General features: G+C 71.5%; 17 protein-coding genes. 1 reads left to right on the top strand and 16 read right to left on the bottom strand.

Annotation, left to right across the window (positions count from 1 at the left end; genetic code table 11):
* The 16 genes from ETD83_RS29195 to rsmD form a co-directional block, all read right to left on the bottom strand.
* On the bottom strand, nt 1–1,068 hold a 1,068-nt coding region (locus ETD83_RS29195; RefSeq protein ID WP_230421270.1), incomplete at its 3' end, for a [protein-PII] uridylyltransferase family protein.
* A 28-nt stretch (nt 1,069–1,096) separates the two neighbouring features.
* Entirely contained in the window at nt 1,097–1,435 is a 339-nt protein-coding gene (locus tag ETD83_RS29200) for a P-II family nitrogen regulator (protein WP_138648428.1), read from the bottom strand.
* Nucleotides 1,432–2,793 (bottom strand): ammonium transporter, encoded by a 1,362-nt coding sequence (locus ETD83_RS29205; protein WP_138648429.1) that lies wholly within the window; start codon nt 2,791–2,793, stop codon nt 1,432–1,434. The genes ETD83_RS29200 and ETD83_RS29205 overlap by 4 nt, the downstream gene beginning before the upstream one ends.
* Nucleotides 2,794–2,964: 171 nt before the next feature.
* Nucleotides 2,965–4,122, bottom strand: coding sequence for a signal recognition particle-docking protein FtsY (ftsY, locus tag ETD83_RS29210; protein ID WP_138648430.1), 1,158 nt, complete (start codon nt 4,120–4,122; stop codon nt 2,965–2,967).
* Nucleotides 4,123–4,486: 364 nt separating this feature from the next.
* A complete protein-coding gene (locus ETD83_RS29215; protein WP_171064488.1) occupies nt 4,487–5,155 on the bottom strand; it encodes a DivIVA domain-containing protein in 669 nt (222 codons plus the stop codon).
* A 5-nt stretch (nt 5,156–5,160) separates the two neighbouring features.
* Nucleotides 5,161–6,372: a globin domain-containing protein gene (locus tag ETD83_RS29220; RefSeq protein ID WP_138648432.1), complete on the bottom strand. Its 1,212-nt coding sequence runs from the start codon at nt 6,370–6,372 to the stop codon at nt 5,161–5,163.
* Nucleotides 6,373–6,376: 4 nt separating this feature from the next.
* Nucleotides 6,377–6,784, bottom strand: a complete 408-nt coding sequence (locus ETD83_RS29225) for a globin domain-containing protein (protein WP_171064489.1) — start codon at nt 6,782–6,784, stop codon at nt 6,377–6,379.
* Between the two features lie 310 nt (nt 6,785–7,094).
* A complete protein-coding gene (gene smc / locus ETD83_RS29230; RefSeq protein ID WP_138648434.1) occupies nt 7,095–10,781 on the bottom strand; it encodes a chromosome segregation protein SMC in 3,687 nt (1,228 codons plus the stop codon).
* 808 nt (nt 10,782–11,589) lie between these two features.
* Nucleotides 11,590–11,787, bottom strand: a complete 198-nt coding sequence (locus tag ETD83_RS29235; RefSeq protein ID WP_131967557.1) for a hypothetical protein — start codon at nt 11,785–11,787, stop codon at nt 11,590–11,592.
* Between the two features lie 178 nt (nt 11,788–11,965).
* Nucleotides 11,966–12,265 carry an acylphosphatase gene (locus ETD83_RS29240; RefSeq protein ID WP_138648441.1) on the bottom strand — a complete coding sequence of 100 codons (300 nt, stop codon included), beginning with the start codon at nt 12,263–12,265 and terminating at the stop codon, nt 11,966–11,968.
* Nucleotides 12,266–12,297: 32 nt separating this feature from the next.
* Nucleotides 12,298–13,191, bottom strand: a complete 894-nt coding sequence (mutM, locus tag ETD83_RS29245; RefSeq protein WP_138648435.1) for a bifunctional DNA-formamidopyrimidine glycosylase/DNA-(apurinic or apyrimidinic site) lyase — start codon at nt 13,189–13,191, stop codon at nt 12,298–12,300.
* Complete coding sequence (gene rnc, locus ETD83_RS29250) at nt 13,184–14,011, bottom strand: ribonuclease III (RefSeq protein ID WP_138648436.1); 828 nt, start codon at nt 14,009–14,011, stop codon at nt 13,184–13,186. Before rnc ends, mutM begins: the two co-directional genes overlap by 8 nt.
* A 343-nt stretch (nt 14,012–14,354) precedes the next feature.
* Nucleotides 14,355–14,534, bottom strand: a complete 180-nt coding sequence (rpmF, locus tag ETD83_RS29255; RefSeq protein WP_138648437.1) for a 50S ribosomal protein L32 — start codon at nt 14,532–14,534, stop codon at nt 14,355–14,357.
* A gap of 1 nt (nt 14,535) precedes the next feature.
* Nucleotides 14,536–15,183, bottom strand: coding sequence for a YceD family protein (locus tag ETD83_RS29260; RefSeq protein WP_138648438.1), 648 nt, complete (start codon nt 15,181–15,183; stop codon nt 14,536–14,538).
* A 174-nt stretch (nt 15,184–15,357) separates the two neighbouring features.
* Nucleotides 15,358–15,837: a pantetheine-phosphate adenylyltransferase gene (gene coaD / locus ETD83_RS29265; protein ID WP_205717946.1), complete on the bottom strand. Its 480-nt coding sequence runs from the start codon at nt 15,835–15,837 to the stop codon at nt 15,358–15,360.
* 119 nt (nt 15,838–15,956) lie between these two features.
* Nucleotides 15,957–16,523, bottom strand: coding sequence for a 16S rRNA (guanine(966)-N(2))-methyltransferase RsmD (gene rsmD / locus ETD83_RS29270; protein ID WP_138648440.1), 567 nt, complete (start codon nt 16,521–16,523; stop codon nt 15,957–15,959).
* 229 nt (nt 16,524–16,752) lie between these two features.
* Here rsmD and ETD83_RS29275 point away from each other — a divergent pair.
* On the top strand, nt 16,753–17,159 hold a 407-nt coding region (locus tag ETD83_RS29275; protein ID WP_205717947.1), incomplete at its 3' end, for a hypothetical protein.

Raw genomic sequence — 17,159 nt, forward strand, 5'->3', positions numbered from 1 at the left:
GGGCAGGGCGGCGCGTCCGGCGAGCCGGTCGACCGTCGCGGGAGCGAGCGGCAGGCCCGCGTGGGCGGCGGCAGCGGCGACGCGTAGGACGAGGGCCGGGTCGTTCAGGTCGGCGTTCCGCGCGAGGACGACCTCGCCGTCGTGCTCGACGGCGCCGTTCCCGACGGGACGCCGCTCGACCACGCCTCGCCGGGAGCCGCCCCGGGACTTGGTGAAGCGGTCGGCGCGCCGCCACGCGTGCGAGGACGCGTAGGTGATCGTCCGGGCGGCCTCCGAGATCGAGCGTTGCAGGACGTTCGCGTCCGCCAGGCCGAGGGCGCGGGCGACCGCGTCGTGGTCCTGCAGGACGAGGCGGTCGGCGGACCGGCCCGTGACCTCGTGCAGCGCGTGCCGGGCGTCGAGCAGCAGAGCGTGGGCCGCCCGGACCCGGCCATCGGGGCCGGACGCCACCCAGGACGCGGCGACGGCGTGCAGGATGTGGACGTCGCGCAGCCCGCCGCGCGCCTCCTTGAGGTCGGGCTCCAGGAGGAAGGCCAGCTCGCCGTGGGCCTCCCACCGTTCGCGGCAAAGCTCCGACAGCTCGGCCAGCCGGACGGGGGCGTCCGCCCGCCAGTCGGTGAGGACGGCAGCGCGCAGGTCGTCCACGAGTGCGGTGTCGCCCGCGATCCGGCGCGCCGACAGGAGCCCAAGGGCCGCCTTCAGGTCGCCGCGCGCCACCGTCCGGGCCTCGTGGACGGTCCGGACGGAGTGGTCGAGCCGCAGCCCGGAGTCCCAGACCGGGTACCAGACGCGGTCGGCGACCTCGGCGATCCGGGCGCGGCCGCGATGCAGGAGGACCAGGTCGAGGTCGCCGCCGGGCGTCAGCTCACGTCGTGCGTGGCTGCCGACCGCGATGAGGGCGACGTCCTCGGGAACCGGCGCGGCGGGGGCGGCGGTCAGCAGGGACTGCAGCCATCGGTCCAGGTCAGCGGCCCGTTCGGCCCGAGCCGCCACGAGAGCGGCTCGGGCCGTTCCGGTCGGCTCCTGCCCGCCGGCCCCCTCGGGTTCCGCTTGGCGTTCTGAACTCATCCCGTCCCCCAGCCGCGGGCCGTGCCGTTCAGAGGGCCTCGGGGCCGGTCTCGCCGGTGCGGACGCGCACGACGGTGTCGACCGGGACGGCCCAGACCTTCCCGTCACCGATCTTGTCGGTGCGGGCCGCCTTGACGATCACGTCGATGATGTCGTCGGCGTCCGCCGCGTCCACGAGGACCTCGACCCGCAGCTTGGGCACCAGGTCGACCTGGTACTCGGCGCCGCGGTAGACCTCCGTGTGGCCCTTCTGCCGGCCGTAGCCGCTGGCCTCGCTGACCGTCAGGCCGCGCACCCCGAACGCCTCCAGGGCCTTCTTGACGTCGTCCAGTTTGAACGGCTTGATGACCGCCGTGATGAGCTTCATTTCTTCGCTTCCACCTTCGTTCCGACGGAGTGACCGGAGGCCGGGGCCGCCGGGACGGGCGCCGCGGCGGTCGCGCCGGAGCCGACGCCCGCCCGGATGGTGCCGAAGTCGTACGCCGTCTCGGCGTGCGCCGTGCTGTCGATGCCGGCGGCCTCGTCGTCCTCGCTGATCCGGAAGCCCATGACCAGGTCGATGACCTTGGCGATCGCGTAGGTGACGGCGAACGAGTAGGCGAGCGTCGCGAGCACCGCCACCGCCTGCTTGCCGAGCAGCGCGAACCCGCCGCCCGCGAGCAGGCCGTCGGCGCCGGCGTCGTTGACCGCCGTGGTGGCCAGGAGGCCGATGAGGAGGGCGCCGACGATGCCGCCGACCATGTGGACGCCGACGACGTCCAGCGAGTCGTCGAAGCCGAGCTTGTACTTCAGGCTCACCGCGAACGCGCAGACCGCGCCGGCGACGAGGCCGAGGGCGATGGCGCCGAGCGGCGTGACGAACGCGCAGGCCGGGGTGACGGCGACCAGCCCGGCGACGATGCCGGACGCGATGCCGAGCGTGGTGGACGACCCGTCCCGCAGCTTCTCGACGACGATCCACGCGAACGCGGCGGCGCAGGCCGCGGCGAGCGTGTTGACGAACGCGACGGCCGCGGTGGCTCCGGCGCCGAGCGCGGACCCGGCGTTGAACCCGAACCAGCCGAACCACAGCAGCCCGGCGCCGAGCAGGACGAACGGCAGGTTGTGCGGGCGCATCGGCTCCTTCGGCCAGCCCCTGCGCCGGCCGAGGACGAGGACGAGCGCGAGGGCCGCGACGCCCGCGTTGATGTGCACGACCGTGCCGCCCGCGAAGTCGAGGGCGCCGAGGTCGAAGAGCCAGCCGGCCTTGCCGCCGTCCTCGCCGTCCGACCACCACACCCAGTGCGCGATCGGGAAGTACACGAGCGTCACCCACACGAGGGTGAACACGACCCAGGCGCCGAACTTGGCGCGGTCCGCGACGGCGCCGCTGATCAGCGCGACGGTGATGATGGCGAACGTCGCCTGGAAGGCCGCGAACACCAGTTGCGGGATGCCGGTGCCGTCGTCGGCCGTGGCGGCGTTCTCCAGGCCGACGAGGCCCCAGTCGCCGAGCCCGCCGATGAACGAGCTGAGCCCGCCGCCGTCGCCGAACGTGAGCGAGTAGCCGTAGACGACCCACGCCATGCCCACGACGGCGATGCTGACGAAGCTCATCATCATCATGTTGAGGACGCTTTTGGCCCGGCTCATGCCGCCGTAGAAGAAGGCAAGTCCGGGAGTCATCAGCAGGACGAGCGCGGTGCTCGTCAGCATCCAGGCGGTACCACCGCTATCGATCTTCATCTCTGAGAGAGTCCCTCCTCGCCAGGGGAACGTGACTGCTCAGAGACTCGGGCGCGGCGGTTTCGGCTGAGGGCGTCCTACGTTTCCGCGGTGTGAAACCCGGTCCCGGCGTGTTTCACCGGTGTTTCCAAATCCTCACAAACCGCATTTCTGTAATATTGGCCTGTTTTTTCAGTCTCCCAGGATGGCGTCGACAAAGGCCTCGGGCTCGAAGGGGGCGAGATCGTCCGGTCCCTCGCCCAGCCCGACGAGCTTGACCGGGACACCCAGCTCCCGCTGCACCTGGACGACGATGCCGCCCTTGGCGGTGCCGTCCAGCTTCGTCAGCACGACGCCGGTGACGTTGACGACCTCGGCGAACACGCGGGCCTGCTGCATGCCGTTCTGCCCGGTCGTGGCGTCCAGGACGAGCAGCACCTCGTCGACCATGGCCTGCTTCTCCACGACCCGCTTGATCTTGCCCAGCTCGTCCATCAGCCCGGTCTTGGTGTGCAGCCGTCCCGCGGTGTCGATGATCACCACGTCGACCTTGGTGTCGATGCCCTGCTTGACGGCGTCGAACGCGACGCTGGCGGGGTCGGCGCCCTCGTCCTTCCGGACGACCTGCGCCCCGACCCGGGTCGCCCACGTCTCCAGCTGGTCGGCGGCGGCGGCGCGGAAGGTGTCGGCGGCGCCGACGATCACGGTTTTCCCGTCGCCGACGAGGACGCGGCCGAGCTTCCCGCACGTGGTGGTCTTGCCGGTGCCGTTGACGCCGACGACCATCAGCACGGCGGGACGTTCGCCGGGCGTGTCGGTGTGGAGCGAGCGGTCCAGATCAGGGCCGATCTGCTTGACCAGCTCGTCCTTGAGCAGCGCGCGGACCTCCTCCGGGCTGCGCGTGCCGAGCACCTGCACCTTCGTCCGCAGGTCGTCGGTGACCTGGCGGGCCACGGCGGCGCCGAGGTCGGCGGTGATCAGGGTGTCCTCGATCTCCTCCCAGGCGTCGTCGTCCAGCGTCTCGCGCGACAGCAGCCCGAGGAGGGTCTTGCCGAAGGTGTTCTGGGAGCGGGCGAGCCGCGCCCGCAGCCTGACCAGGCGCCCCGCGCCCGGCGGCGGCGTCTCGATCTCGACCGTGGGCCGCGGCGGCGGGACCTCCGTCGGCGGCGCCCGCTCCACGGTGGGCGCGCCGGCCTCCGCCTCGTCGACGGCGGTCGCGCCCCCCGACCGCTCGGCGGGACGCTCGGCGGGCGGCCGCTCCCCCCGTCCCAGGCGCGGACGGACCAACATGACACCGCCGATGATCAGCCCGACGACCACCAGCGCGGCAATGACGATCAGATATTCCATAGCGCCCCCCAGTTTTCCAGAAGCCGCCTACCCAACGAGCCAACCCCCGGCACCTCACGGACGAGACCACGCCGCCCCCGCACCCCACGAACAGGACCACACCGTCCCGCACCCCAGGAGCAGGACCACACGGTCCTCGCACCCCACGGACGAGACCACACCAGCCACCGCCGCAACAATGCAACGACCTCAACGCTTGCGATCGCGACCGAAGGCAGGTTTCGAGCCTGCGAGAAACCTGATCGCGCAGCGAGCCGCCAGGCGAGCCGAAGCGATGCAGCGATCGCGCGCAGCGCTCGACGATGGAGGGCCGTCAAGGCCCGAAGGAGGAGAGCACTGCAATAAGCACAGCAGAGAAACGCAATCAGTGCGGCAGCGAAGCGCGTTCGGAGTTCTCCCATTCGTCGACGTTGCGGAGGAGCGCCTCCAGGTAGGAGCGCAGGTGGGTGCGGTAGACGTCGCTGTAGGTGCGCAGGTAGGCGATCTCGCGCTCCATCTCGCGGCGTTCGTCGTCCGGCAGGGCGCCGCCGGTGCGGGGGAGGGCGGAGGCTCGCGCGTGCTGCTCGGCGGTCCGGACGGCCGCGTCGGCGACGGCGGCGGCCTTACGGTGGGCGTGTTCCAGCATCTGCTCCGCGCGTCCCTTGGCGTCCGACAGGATCGCCTCGCGGTGCAGCCGGGCCTCGTGGGCGAGTTCGCGGGTGTAGCGCTCGGCGTCCGCGACGTACAGGTCGGCGGTCTGCTGGGCCTGCGACAGGATCCGGACGGCCTGGAAATGGGCGTCCTCGGGCCCCAGCACGCCGCCGCCCGCGCCGCCGGCCGCCTGGGCGCGGAGCCGGTTGACCTCGTCGCCGAGCGCGGCCTTGTCGTTGTAGATCTGGACGAGTTCGTGCTCGACGTACGCCAGGAAGGCGCGGACCTCCTCCTCGTCGTATCCGCGGCGGCCGAGCGCGGCCCGGGCGAACTCCACCGACCGGAGCTCGCCCGGGGTCAGCCGCGTGCCCTCGGAAACGACGGGAAGGTTCGGTGGGTTCAACGGGCTCACCTCTGTGCGTCTGCGAAGGTTTCCAGCCGGATGCGGTCCCGCGGGACGCCGAGCAGCGCGAGCTGCTCGGCGGTGTGCCCGACCATCGCGGCGGGCCCGCACACGTACGCGTCGTGGTCGTCCCAGGGGCCGCGCCTGGCCACGACGTCGGACAGGTTCCCGTGCTCGACGTCGCCGTCCCCTGGCAACGGTCCGGGCGCGGATCCCGTCTCGAACCATGACTGCGATCCCACCTGCGGGCCCGACTGGAGCACCGGCGGGAAGCCGTGTCCGCCGGGTTCCTCCGACACGGCGGGGATGACGGTGAGCCAGGGGAACTCGCCGGCGAGCTTGTTCAGATGCTCCAGGTCGTACAGGCCGTCGCGGGTGCGGGCGCCGAAGAACAGGTGGACGCGCGGCGGCTCGGAGCGGCGGGCGATCTGCTCCAGGATCGCCTTGAGCGGTGCGAGCCCGGTGCTGCCCGCGATGAGCATGATGTCCCGTCCGGACGACTCGTCCAGCGTGAGGGTGCCGACGGGCGCGCCCATCCGGACGCGGTCGCCGGTCTCGGTGGCGCGCACCAGGACGGGGCTGACCGGGCCCCCGTCCACGAGCCGGACGTGGAAGTCGACGCTGTTGTCGGGGCGCGGCGCGTTCGCCATCGAGTAGTACCGCCAGTGCCGCAGCCGGGACGGCACCTCCAGCGCGACGGACTGGCCGGGCTCGTACGGCAGCGGCCGGTCCGGCTGGACGCGCAGGACGCAGATGTCGAACCGGCGCCGTTCGACCGCGACGACCTGGCCGTTCCACCAGGCGGGCCTGGTCAGGGAGTCCTCGTCCGCGGCTTCCAGCATGACCTTGCCGACGAGGGTGTAGGCGGCGCTCCAGTCGCTCTCGATCTCCTCGCTCCAGGCGTCCCCGGAGAAGTGCCGGAGCGTCGCGATGAGGCTGGCGCCGACGTGCGGGTAGTGCTCGGCGACGATCCCGAACCTGCGGTGGTCGCGGCCGAGCTGCTGGAGGAACGGGACGAGGTTGGCCAGATCGTCGACCTTGGCGACGATGTGCCCGAGGGCGCGCAGCAGCTTGTCGCGCTGGTGGCTCATCCCGATGGGGAACATGTCGCGCAGGTGCGGGTTGCGCACGAACAGGTCGGAGTAGAAGAAGAGCGCGACGGCGTCGCCCTGCTCGGCGACGTGCGCGAAGTTGTCTTTCAGGCGCTGTGCGTCCACGTGATCAGGAGACGAGCTCCGTGGCGGCGTCGGACATGACCTTGGCGACCAGGCCGTAGGCGGCCCTCCAGTCGCGTTCGAGGTCCTCGGTCCAGCCGGGCCCGGTGAAGTAGGCGAGGGTGGCGATGAGGCTGGCGCCGACGGGCGCGTAGTGCTCGTCGAGGACGCCGAAGTCGTGGTGCCTGCGGCCGAGGTCCCGCAGGAAGGGGACGAGCTCGTCCTGGTCGTCGACGGTCGAGACGATCTCGGACAGGGCGCCGAGCAGCACTTCGTGCTGCTTGCTCATCCCGGCCGGGAACAGCGACCTGAGCTGCGGTTCCCGCGCGAAAAGGTCCGCGTAGAAATATTCGGCGACGTCCACGCCGTTCACGGCCACCAGGGCGAAATTGTCTTTGAGTTTCTGCGGGTCCACGAGCATCACCCTTCCAGCGGTCCTCCGCACCGGGCGGGGGTGCCCGGCAACGGGAGCCGGAGAACCACGGTGCCTATGCGTAGTGGATTGGTCCAGAGCACACAAGCCCGTAAGCGTCGCCGCGCCGTCACGTTCGGTGCACCTTGGCCGCGCTGACCATCCCGTTACCGGCGCAAATGCTCCCGTGCCAAACCGTTATAGGACGCCGAAAATACCGCGGACCAGATCACGGACCCGTCCGAAATATGGAACACCCAGCGGTGTAACGTTCCATTGAAAGGTGGCGTATATCACGTGCGATAGGACGAATTCAGGCGCGCTCGTGCAGCCGCTGGCTGACGACCTGGGTGACGCCGTCGCCGCGCATGCTGACGCCGTAGAGGGCGTCGGCGCCCTCCATCGTCCGCTTCTGGTGGGTGATCAGGATGATCTGGGACGACTCGCGCAGCTCCTCGAAGACGGTGATGAGCCGCTGCGTGTTGGTGTCGTCGAGCGCGGCCTCGACCTCGTCGAGGACGTAGAAGGGCGACGGGCGGGCCTTGAAGACGGCGACGAGGAACGCGATCGCGACCAGCGACCGCTCGCCGCCCGACAGCAGCGACAGCCGCTTGACCTTCTTGCCGGGCGGGCGGGCCGCGACCTCGACGCCGGTGGCGAGCATGTCGCCGGGCTCGGTCAGCGAGAGGCTGCCCTCCCCGCCGGGGAACAGCCGGGCGAAAATGCGTTCGAATTCGCGGGCGGTGTCGTCGTAGGCGGCGGCGAACACCTGCTGGACACGCTCGTCCACCTCTTTGACGAGGCCGAGAAGTTCCCGCTGGGTCTTCTTCAGGTCTTCCAGTTGCGAGGTCAGGAAGGCGTGCCGCTCCTCCAGCGCGGCGAACTCCTCCAGCGCGAGCGGATTGACTTTGCCGAGCTGGTTGAGCTGCCGTTCCGCCACTTTGGCGCGCTTTTCCTGGACGGCCCTGTCATACGGGACGGGCTGCGCGACAGCGTCCTTTTCTCCGTCCGAACCGGATTCTTTCTCGGGGTCCGGCGGGACGGGCTGGTCGGGCCCGTACTCCGACACCAGCGCCTCGACCTCCAGGCCGAACTCCTCCAGGGCGCGCTGCTCGAACTGCTCCAGCCGGAGCCGCTGCTCCGCGCGGGCGACCTCGTTGCCGTGGACGACGTTGACGAGCCGTTCGAGCGTCCCGGACAGTTCGCGCACCTGCGTCCTGACGACCTTCACCTCGGCCTCGCGGGCGGCCTTGGCCTGCTCCGCGGCCTCCCTGCGCCGGACGGCGGCGGCCAGGGAGTGCTCGATGCGCTCGAGGGCCGTCCGCGCGCCCTTGAGGACGGCGTCGGCGACCTTGGCCTGCTCATCGCGGCGGGCGCGGCGCTGCGCGGCACGGGCGCGCTCCTCGCGCTCGCGGCGGGCGCCGCGTTCCAGCGTGTCGGCGCGTCCGGTGATGGCCTGGACGCGCTCCTCGGCGGTGCGGACCGTCAGCCGCGCCTCCATCTCGACGGCGCGCAGCTCCTGGCAGCGGAGGTTCAGCTCGTCGCGGGCGTCGGTGTCGTGCCCGGCCTCGTCGGCGACCTCCGCGGCCTCCTCGGACTCGGCGAGCCGCAGCGCGAGCTCCTCGACGGCCTCGGCGTCGCGCTCCAGGGACTCGTTGGCCGCGTCGAGCGCCTTGGTCAGCCGTTCCGCCTCGCCCCGGGCGGCGCGGACGTCGGCCTCCAGGCGTGCGGCACGCTTGGCCTCCTGAGCGGCCTGCGCGTCGAACTCGCGCAAGCGCGCGCGGACGCGGTCAAGCTCCGCCTGGGCCAGGTTCACACTCGACTGGGCCTCGCTAGCGGCGGCTTCCGCGCCCTCCAGCGCCGCCTGTGCGGCCTGCTCGCGCTCTATCGACGCGTTGAGGTCCTCTGCGGCCGTGCCGGCCGTCGTCTCGGCCGTAGCCAAGTCCTCAGCGGCCTGGTCGAGCGTCGCGCGCATCTGCAGGAGACTCTGGCCGCCACCCGCCGCGCCTCCCTGCGCCCAATGCGCGCCCACCAGTTCCCCATCGCGGGTGACAGCCCGCAAGGACGGTTCCCTACGGACGAGCGCAGCCGCGCTCGGTACGTCGCCCACCACGACCACATCACGCAGTAGATGCTCGACCGCAGGACGCACAGACTCAGGCACGTTCACCGCGTCGACCGCGTAGTCGACACCCGGAACCCTCTCCCAGGCCCCAGCCGCTCCCCCGCCGATGAGCAGCCCGGCCCGTCCCGCGTCACGCGACCGCAACAGCACCAGCGCGGCCTCAGCGGTGTCGAGCGAACCGACCGCAATGGCCTCCGCGGCGTTCCCGAGCGCCGCCGCGACCGCCGTCTCGTACCCGGGACGGACGTTCAGCAGCGACGCCACCGTCCCCAGGACACCGTCGAGCGACCCATCGGAACCCGCCGACAACAACGCTTCCCCGCCGTCAGCCGCACTGGCCAACGTCAGGTTCAGGGCCTCGATCCGGGCCTGCAGCGCCGCGATCTTCTTCTGCGCCGCCTGATCGGCCGACCTGGCCGAACCCACGGCCGACCGGGCCTCCTTCAGCGCCCCACGCGGTCCGGCCACCGCCGCCCGCGCCGACTCCGCGGCGTCCTTGGCCGTGGCGAGCGCCTCCTGAACGGCCTCGTGCTCGGCCGCCAGCGCCGGATCCTCGACGACCTCCGCCTCGAACGCCTCGAACTCGGCCTGCGCGGACTCGGCCCGCTGCCCGGCCTCCTCCCGCGCCTCGGTGAGCCGCCCGATCTCCGACCGCCCCGCCTGCGCCTTGCTGCGCAGCGCCTCGACGCGCCCGCGCAGCCGGGCCAGTTCCTCCCGACGATCAGCCGCCGCCCGGGCGGCCGCCTGCAGCCTGCGCTCCTCGGCGGCGAGGGTCTCCTCGGCACCCGACCGCTCCTCGACCGCGTGCGACAGGCCGTCCTGCGCCTCCTCCAGCGCCGCCCGCAGCATCTCCTCCTGCTCGCGGATCTCGGCCGCCTCACGCTCCATGTCCTCGGGATCGCGACCGCGCCGCTCCTCCTCGCGGGCTTCGGCCGCATTCCGGTACCGCTCGGCGGCCAGGTCGGCGACGCCGCGCAGCCGCTCCTTCAACGCCGACAGCTGGAACCACGTGTCCTGGACCTGCGCGAGCCTCGGCGCCTGCTCGGCCTCCTCCGCCTCCAGCACGCCCTCGCGCTCCTGCGCCTCCGCCAGCGCCCGCTCCGTCTCCGTGCGGCGCTCCCGGATCGCGGCCTCGTCGGCGGCCTCCTGATCCAGCCTCGTCCGCAGTGTGACCAGGTCGTCCGCCAGCAGCCTGAGCCGCGCGTCGCGCAGGTCGGCCTGGATCACGGCGGCCTTGCGCGCGATCTCCGCCTGCCTCCCGAGCGGCTTCAGCTGCCGCCGCAGCTCACCGGTCAGGTCCTGGACGCGCGTCAGGTTGCCCTGCATCGCGTCCAGCTTGCGGAGCGCCTTCTCCTTCCGCTTGCGATGCTTGAGGACGCCCGCCGCCTCCTCGATCACCGCCCGGCGCCCCTCGGGCCCCGAATGCAGGACGCGGTCGAGCTGCCCCTGCCCGATGATCACGTGCATCTCGCGGCCGATGCCCGAGTCGGACAGCAGCTCCTGGATGTCCAGCAACCGGCAGGCGTCGCCGTTGATCGCGTACTCGCTCGACCCCGACCGGAACATCAGCCGGCTGATCGTGACCTCGGTGTAGTCGATCGGCAGCGCGCCGTCGGAGTTGTCGATCGTCAGCACGACCTCGGCACGCCCCAGCGGCGCCCGGCTCGCGGTGCCGGCGAAGATGACGTCCTCCATCTTGCCGCCGCGCAGCGACTTGGCGCCCTGCTCCCCCATCACCCAGGCCAGCGCGTCCACGACGTTCGACTTGCCCGACCCGTTCGGCCCCACCACCGCCGTGATGCCCGGCTCGAACTTCAACGTGGTCGACGACGCGAAGGACTTGAAGCCGCGCAACGTCAGATTCTTGAGATACACGCGCTCCCTGTCCCCCTCAGCAGCCGAAGAGCCGACGACATCCGTCGAACGATACTGGGTCTACTGCGTTTCTCCCCTCCTTCGGGCCTGGCGACTGTGCCTACTGCGCTGCGCTCCTCGCCTACTGCGCTGCGCTCCTCCTTCGGGCCTGGCGGCCCTCCACCGTCGCGCAACGCGGCGCGATCGCTGCATCGCTTCGTCTCGCCTGGCGGCTCGCTGCGCGATCAGGTTTCTCGCAAGCTCGAAACCTGCCTTCGGACGCGATCGCAAGCGCTGAGGTTGTCGCGTGGTTGAGGGGGTGGCCGGGGTCGTCGCGTCAGATGGTCGCGCGGAGCGCTCCACTGCGGGTACCCGGATGTAGGCCATTGCCACAAATCCGTCGGTCGCGGACGTACCGAAAAAGGGCCGGGATTGACCGAATCTTGACTGGTCTCCGATGTGACGACCTGGGCGTACACAGAAATGGCGGACGTCCCCGCTTCACTGAAAAGCATGAACGGCGACGACACCCATCCGCGGACGGGTCACAACACCTGACTCGGACAAGACCTAAGCCGGGGTCACGGGTCGTGTGGCCGGAGGCGCCCCGCGCCGGAGGTCGCACGACCCGACGAGCCGGGCGACCGCAGCGCCACGATCAAAAACCCGCACGGTCACGGATAACCCGCACCGTGGCGTGAGGATCGACCGGCTCGCGACGGGGGTTCCAGGGGGTCGCCCCCCTGGGCCGACACGGCCAACACAGCTGGCATTATTAAGGGACGCCGGGTGGCGGCGTCCCTGTTCACTCTTGAGAAGCGGGCGCCGATCAGGTCAGCGCCGGTTCACGGTCCTTCACCGGAAGCGACATCACATCGTCGTCAGTCGCCGTCGCAAGCGCGTCGTTCTCCGCCTGGAGCCGTACGAGCTCGGCTTCCAGATCACGTACGCGCTGCTGAAGGCGCCGCATCTCCGCGACCATCCGGGGGTCGGGACCGCCGACGTGGCCGAGTAGAGCCTTCGCCATGACTAAGGGTCCTCCACGCTGAGTAACCAGCAGGGATCGCGCACGAGAATCTGCTGAAGTCGGTGCGCGTATCGTCTAGAGTCGCACCGGCCGGTGTCCTGGTCAAGACGCACATCACAGGCCGGTAACAACCTTCCTCTACTAGTTTAGCAGGTATTAACGAGGGCTCCCGACCCCGTCACCGCTCGTGGAAACCGGGGGGTTCGCCGCGTGGCCCGGTCCAACGCTCGGTGACGCCGGTGACCTTCCCCGGACGGGCCGGTTCGGGGTCGTCACCGTCCAGCAGGCCGAGGAGTTCGCGGCACTTGGCGCGGGGCCCTTCGGCGACGACCTCCACACGGCCGTCGGGCAGGTTGGTGGCGCTGCCGGCCAGGCCGAGCTCCAGGGCCCGCGCCCGCACCCACCAGCGGAATCCGACCCCCTGGACGTGGCCGCGGACCCAGGCCGTCAGCCGCACCGTCTCGTCGCCGTCGTCCATCGCGTCCCCCGTTCCGGTCATCGGTCCACGCCCTAGCACCGTGCCCGCCGGGGGCGCGGCTGGCACACCGGGCAGCTGTAGGACGAACGGTTCATGAACTCGTCCCGGCGGATGGGCGTCCCGCAGCGGCAGCACGGTTCGTCGCGCCTTCCGTAGGCGTCCAGCGAGCGTTCGAAATACCCGCTCTCGCCGTTCACGTTCACGTAGAGCCGGTCGAACGACGTGCCTCCGACCGCCAGGGCGTCCCCCATGACGTCCTGTGCGGCCTCCAGGACGCGGGCCGCCTCCGCCCGCGTCATCGTCTCGGTCGGCCGCGCCCAGTGCAGCCTGGCGCGCCACAGGGCCTCGTCGGCGTAGATGTTGCCGACGCCGCTGATCAGCGACTGGTCGAGCAGCGCCCGCTTGATCCCGGTCTTGCGGCGGCGGAGGGCGCGGTAGAACGCCTCCGCGTCGAAAGCGTCCTCCAGCGGGTCGGCGGCGATGTGGACGATCGGCTCCGGAACCAGCCCCGAGCCGTCGACCGCGTCCGGCGCCAGGTCGGCGACCATGAGGTGCCCGAACGTCCGCTGGTCGACGAAGCGCAGGTCGAGGCCCCCGTCGGCGAAGGCGATCCGGACCCGCAGGTGCTTCTCGCGCTCCCGGTCCGGCTCGCCGACGAGCAACTGGCCGCTCATCCCGAGGTGGGCCAGGAGCGCCTCCTCGGGCGTCCCGTCCCCGTCGGCGCGGAGGGGCAGCCACAGGTACTTGCCGCGGCGGCGGGGCGTGAGGACGGTGCGTCCGGCGAGGCGTCCGGCGAAGTCGGCGGGACCCGCGTCGTGGCGGCGCACCGCCCGGGGGTGCAGGACCTCGGCGGACGCGATGGTGCGGCCGGCCGTGAACCGGTCCATGCCCCGCCGGACGACCTCGACCTCGGGAAGCTCAGGCACCGGCCTGGGCCGCCTGTCCGGCCTGCTCCTGGCCCGCCTGCCCGTCGGCGACCCGGCCATGACCGGCCTGGCCGCCGGCTGCCGGCTGCGCCTGCCCGGGAGCGTCTCGCTGGACGACGATCTCGCGGATCTCGTTCCAGGCGGCCTCGGCGGCGTGCTGCTCGGCCTCCTTCTTGCTGCGGCCCTCGCCGGACCCGTACGTCCGCCCGCCGACCCGCACGGACGCGCGGAACGTCTTCTGGTGGTCGGGGCCGCTCTCGGCGACGTGGTACTCGGGGACGCCGAGCTCCTCCACGGCGGTGAGCTCCTGCAGCGAGGTCTTCCAGTCCAGCCCGGCGCCGAGGCCCGCCGAACGGGCGATCAGCGCGTCGAAGAGCCGGTGGACCAGGGCGGACGCCTCGTCCAGCCCGCGGTCCAGGTAGACGGCGCCGATCAGCGCCTCCAGCGTGTCGGCGAGGATCGAGGCCTTGTCGCGGCCCCCGGTGCCCTCCTCGCCGCGGCCGAGCCGGATGTGGGCGCCGACGCCGAGGCCGCGCGCGACGCCCGCGAGGGCGCGCATGTTGACCACGGCGGCGCGCAGCTTGGCGAGCTGCCCCTCCGGCAGGTCGGGGTGGCCGCGGAACAGGGTGTCGGTGACGACGAGGCCCAGCACCGAGTCGCCGAGGAACTCCAGGCGCTCGTTGGTGGGCAGGCCGCCGTTCTCGTACGCGTACGAACGGTGCGTCAGCGCGCGTTCGAGCAGCTCTGCGCCTACTTCGACGCCGAGGGCGCCGGTCAGTTCGGTGCGATCCGGCGCCGGATCGCTCTTCTTTCCGCTCACGGGCCCTCCTCGCAGGCCGTGTACCGCGCATGGCGCGGTCGCGTCTGGGGCGCGCGGCCTGGGCGGCCGGGCCGGCGAGGACGGGCGAGGAGGGTCCGCGAAGACGAGGTGCGCGCCGGTCGGCTGATCCCGGCGTGCACCACGGCTCCGGGCGCAGTGAACGACCGTCCTCCAGCCCCGCCCGCCGCCATTCAACGGACGAGCTTCGCTCGACGGTCCGTTCGGTCTCCGCGCCTGTCACCACGCCGGCGTCGCGCGCCGGGTGGTCGGATGCCTGGTCCTGCCGCATCGGGGGGCGGTTCGCGCCGTCCGCGCGGATCCGCCCCCCAGGATGCGAGAAGACTCAGGCCGACGGGGCGATGACCTCGCGCCGGTTGTAGGTGCCGCAGGTCGCGCACGCGGTGTGCGGCAGCTTCTGGTCGCGGCACGTCGGGCACTCGACCAGGTTCGGCGCCGCGGTCTTCCACTGCGAGCGCCGGTGCCGCGTGTTGCTGCGCGACTTCTTCCGCTTCGGGACGGCCACGTCAGCCCTCCTGCTTTCTTTCTCGTCGATCGGATGAAACACGGGAGCCGTTGCTCCCGTCCCCCCGGTCGGGGGACGCCGGCGCCATGTCGCCGGCGAGGTCCTGCAGCGCCGCCCACCGGGGGTCGGCGACGTCGTGGCGGTGGCCGGGCTCGGCGTCCGCCAGCCGCGCACCGCACTCCGGGCACAGGCCCGGACAGTCGTCCCGGCACAGCGGGGACAGCGGCAGCGCGAGCACCACCGCGTCCCGCAGGACCGGTTCGAGGTCGATCAGGTCGCCCTCGAGGCGGAGCTCGTCGTCGTCGGCGTTCCCGCCGGAGCGGGTGTCGTCGTAGACGAAGAGTTCCTGGAAGTCCGCCTCGAAGGTCGAGGCGATCGGGTCGAGGCAGCGGGCGCACTCCCCCCGGAGGGGGACCGTCGCCGTGCCGGTGACGAGCACCCCTTCCAGGACCGCTTCGAGCCGGAGGTCCAGCTCGATCGCGGCGCCTTCCGGGACGCCCACCATCTCGACGCCGAAATTCTCCGGTGCCGGCACGGACAGGTTCTCCTCCCGCGACGACCCGGGTTGCCTGCCCAGAGCTCGGGTGTCGAGCACGAGAGGGGCATTGGGGTCGAGACGTGTCAGTGGATTCCTGCTTTCGTGAGGCATGAGAATGACGACCACGGTGATGGCCGATGTCCCAGGATACCGAAGACCCGGCCGTTGCCCCAACTCGCGGGCCCGCTCACCAGGGAGGGCCGCCGGTGCGTGTTTCCGCCCTCGCAGGGGGTCAGCGAGGACGCTCCGTCCCGCGCCGGACGGGCCCGCGCGGGAAGCCCGAGGTCAGTCCGCCTTGAGCCGCTCGACCAGCCGCTCGTGGACGAGGTCGGGCACCAGGCCGGAGATGTCGCCGCCGAACTTCACGACCTCTTTCATCAGGCTGGACGACAGGAACGCGTACTCGGGGTTCGTCGCCATGAACAGCGTCTCCACGCCCGCGATGCGGTGGTTCATCTGGGCCATCTGCAGCTCGTACTCGTAGTCGCTGACGGCCCGGAGCCCGCGGACGATCACCGGGATGTTCTGCTCCCTGCAGTAGTCCACGGTGAGGCCGTAGAACGTGTCGACCGTGACGTTGCCGTACTCCTTGGTGACCTCGGAGATCATGTCGGCGCGCTCGTCCACGGTGAACAGGCTCTTCTTGCTCTTGTTGATCAGCACGGCGACGACCACCTCGTCGTAGAGGCGGGAGGCGCGGCTGATGATGTCGAGGTGCCCGTTGGTGACGGGGTCGAACGATCCCGGACAGACGACACGGCGCACGGCGCGAACCCCTTCGGTCCCGGTTTCTGACCTGCGGCGCGAACGTACCAAATCGTATTCGGCCCGCATTTCACCGGGGTGTGGCGGTCGCCCGCGCCCCTACCCGGAAGGCGCTCGTCTCAACGGATGGCGCGTCCGTACCAGAACACGGCCTCGCCGTAGCGGCGGTCCCGTTCGGGCTCGTAGCCGCCCGGCCAGCGCAGGGCCGGGCCGCGGGCGGCGCGCTCCACGACGATCAGCGCGTCCGGGGCCGTCCAGGCGTTGTCGCGGAGGTCTTCCAGGAGGGCGATGACGGCCGCGTCCGCCAGCGCGTATGGCGGGTCGGCGAAGATCAGGTCGTACGGCCCGCCCGGCGGGGGCTTGCGGACGACCCGTTCCACCTTGTCCGCGCACGGGACGGCGCCGGGCAGCCCCAGCGCTTCGGCGTTCGTCCGGATCACCTTCATCGCCCGCGGATGCGACTCGACGAGCAGCGCGTGGGCGGCGCCCCGGGAGAGCGCCTCCAGGCCGACGGCGCCCGATCCCGCGTAGAGGTCGGCGACGCGCAGGCCGTCCAGCGGGCCGAGCAGGGCCAGCAGCGTGCCGAACAGGCCCTCCCGGGCGCGGTCGCTGGTCGGCCTGGTGTCCCGTCCCGGCGGTACGGCCAGCCGCCGTCCGCCCGCGCTGCCCGCGATGACCCTGGTCATCTCCCCAGTATCGCGGCCGCGCCAGGCGACGGGGCACGTCCGCACCGCGCCGATCATGCACGGACGACACGCCCCAAGAGTGCACAACTTCGACAGGGAGTGATTGTGAAACTACACCTAAATGATCCGATCGCTGTTCACAGCCACTACTGGACGTGTAAACGTGCTCGCAGGTTGTGCAACCACTTTCCCCTCAGGAGTATCCGTGCATCACGGTAGGAGACTGGCGGTGACGGCCGGCGCGACGGTTCTCGGCATTGCCGCCATGAGCGGCGTTTCACACGCCGAAACCTCCCAGCCCTCCGCCACATCGACGTCGAGACCCCTGCTCAGCCTCGATCTCGGGCCGACGACGTCCAGCAAAGCGGTCGAGGCGAGCGGCTCGGGCCTCAATCTCGACCTCGGGCTCGGTGTCGGCGTCGGCGCGCCGAAGGGCGGCGGGAGCGGCGGCGTCCGGGTGGACGCGGGCGTGAAGGCGTCGCTGAACGGCGGCTCGGCCACGCGCCAGGGCAACCGGACCGCGGCGGCCGCCGAGGAGCCCGGCCTGTCGGTCGGTGCGAACGCCGGGGTCGCGGTCGGCGGCACCTCCGTGTCGGCCAACGTGTCGGCGAAGGCCTGCGTCGGCGGCTGCCAGGC

The sequence above is a fragment of the Actinomadura soli genome (assembly GCF_005889715.1).
GTDB classification, from domain to species: Bacteria; Actinomycetota; Actinomycetes; order Streptosporangiales; family Streptosporangiaceae; genus Spirillospora; species Spirillospora soli.

Excerpts from the sequence above, each read along its gene's own strand:
- ETD83_RS29200 (WP_138648428.1), bottom strand. The coding sequence starts at position 1,435 with ATGAAGCTCATCACGGCGGTCATCAAGCCGTTCAAACTGGACGACGTC.
- ETD83_RS29205 (WP_138648429.1), bottom strand. The coding sequence starts at position 2,793 with ATGAAGATCGATAGCGGTGGTACCGCCTGGATGCTGACGAGCACCGCG.
- ftsY (WP_138648430.1), bottom strand. The coding sequence starts at position 4,122 with ATGGAATATCTGATCGTCATTGCCGCGCTGGTGGTCGTCGGGCTGATC.
- ETD83_RS29235 (WP_131967557.1), bottom strand. The coding sequence starts at position 11,787 with ATGGCGAAGGCTCTACTCGGCCACGTCGGCGGTCCCGACCCCCGGATG.
- ETD83_RS29240 (WP_138648441.1), bottom strand. The coding sequence starts at position 12,265 with ATGGACGACGGCGACGAGACGGTGCGGCTGACGGCCTGGGTCCGCGGC.
- ETD83_RS29260 (WP_138648438.1), bottom strand. The coding sequence starts at position 15,183 with ATGCCTCACGAAAGCAGGAATCCACTGACACGTCTCGACCCCAATGCC.
- rsmD (WP_138648440.1), bottom strand. The coding sequence starts at position 16,523 with ATGACCAGGGTCATCGCGGGCAGCGCGGGCGGACGGCGGCTGGCCGTA.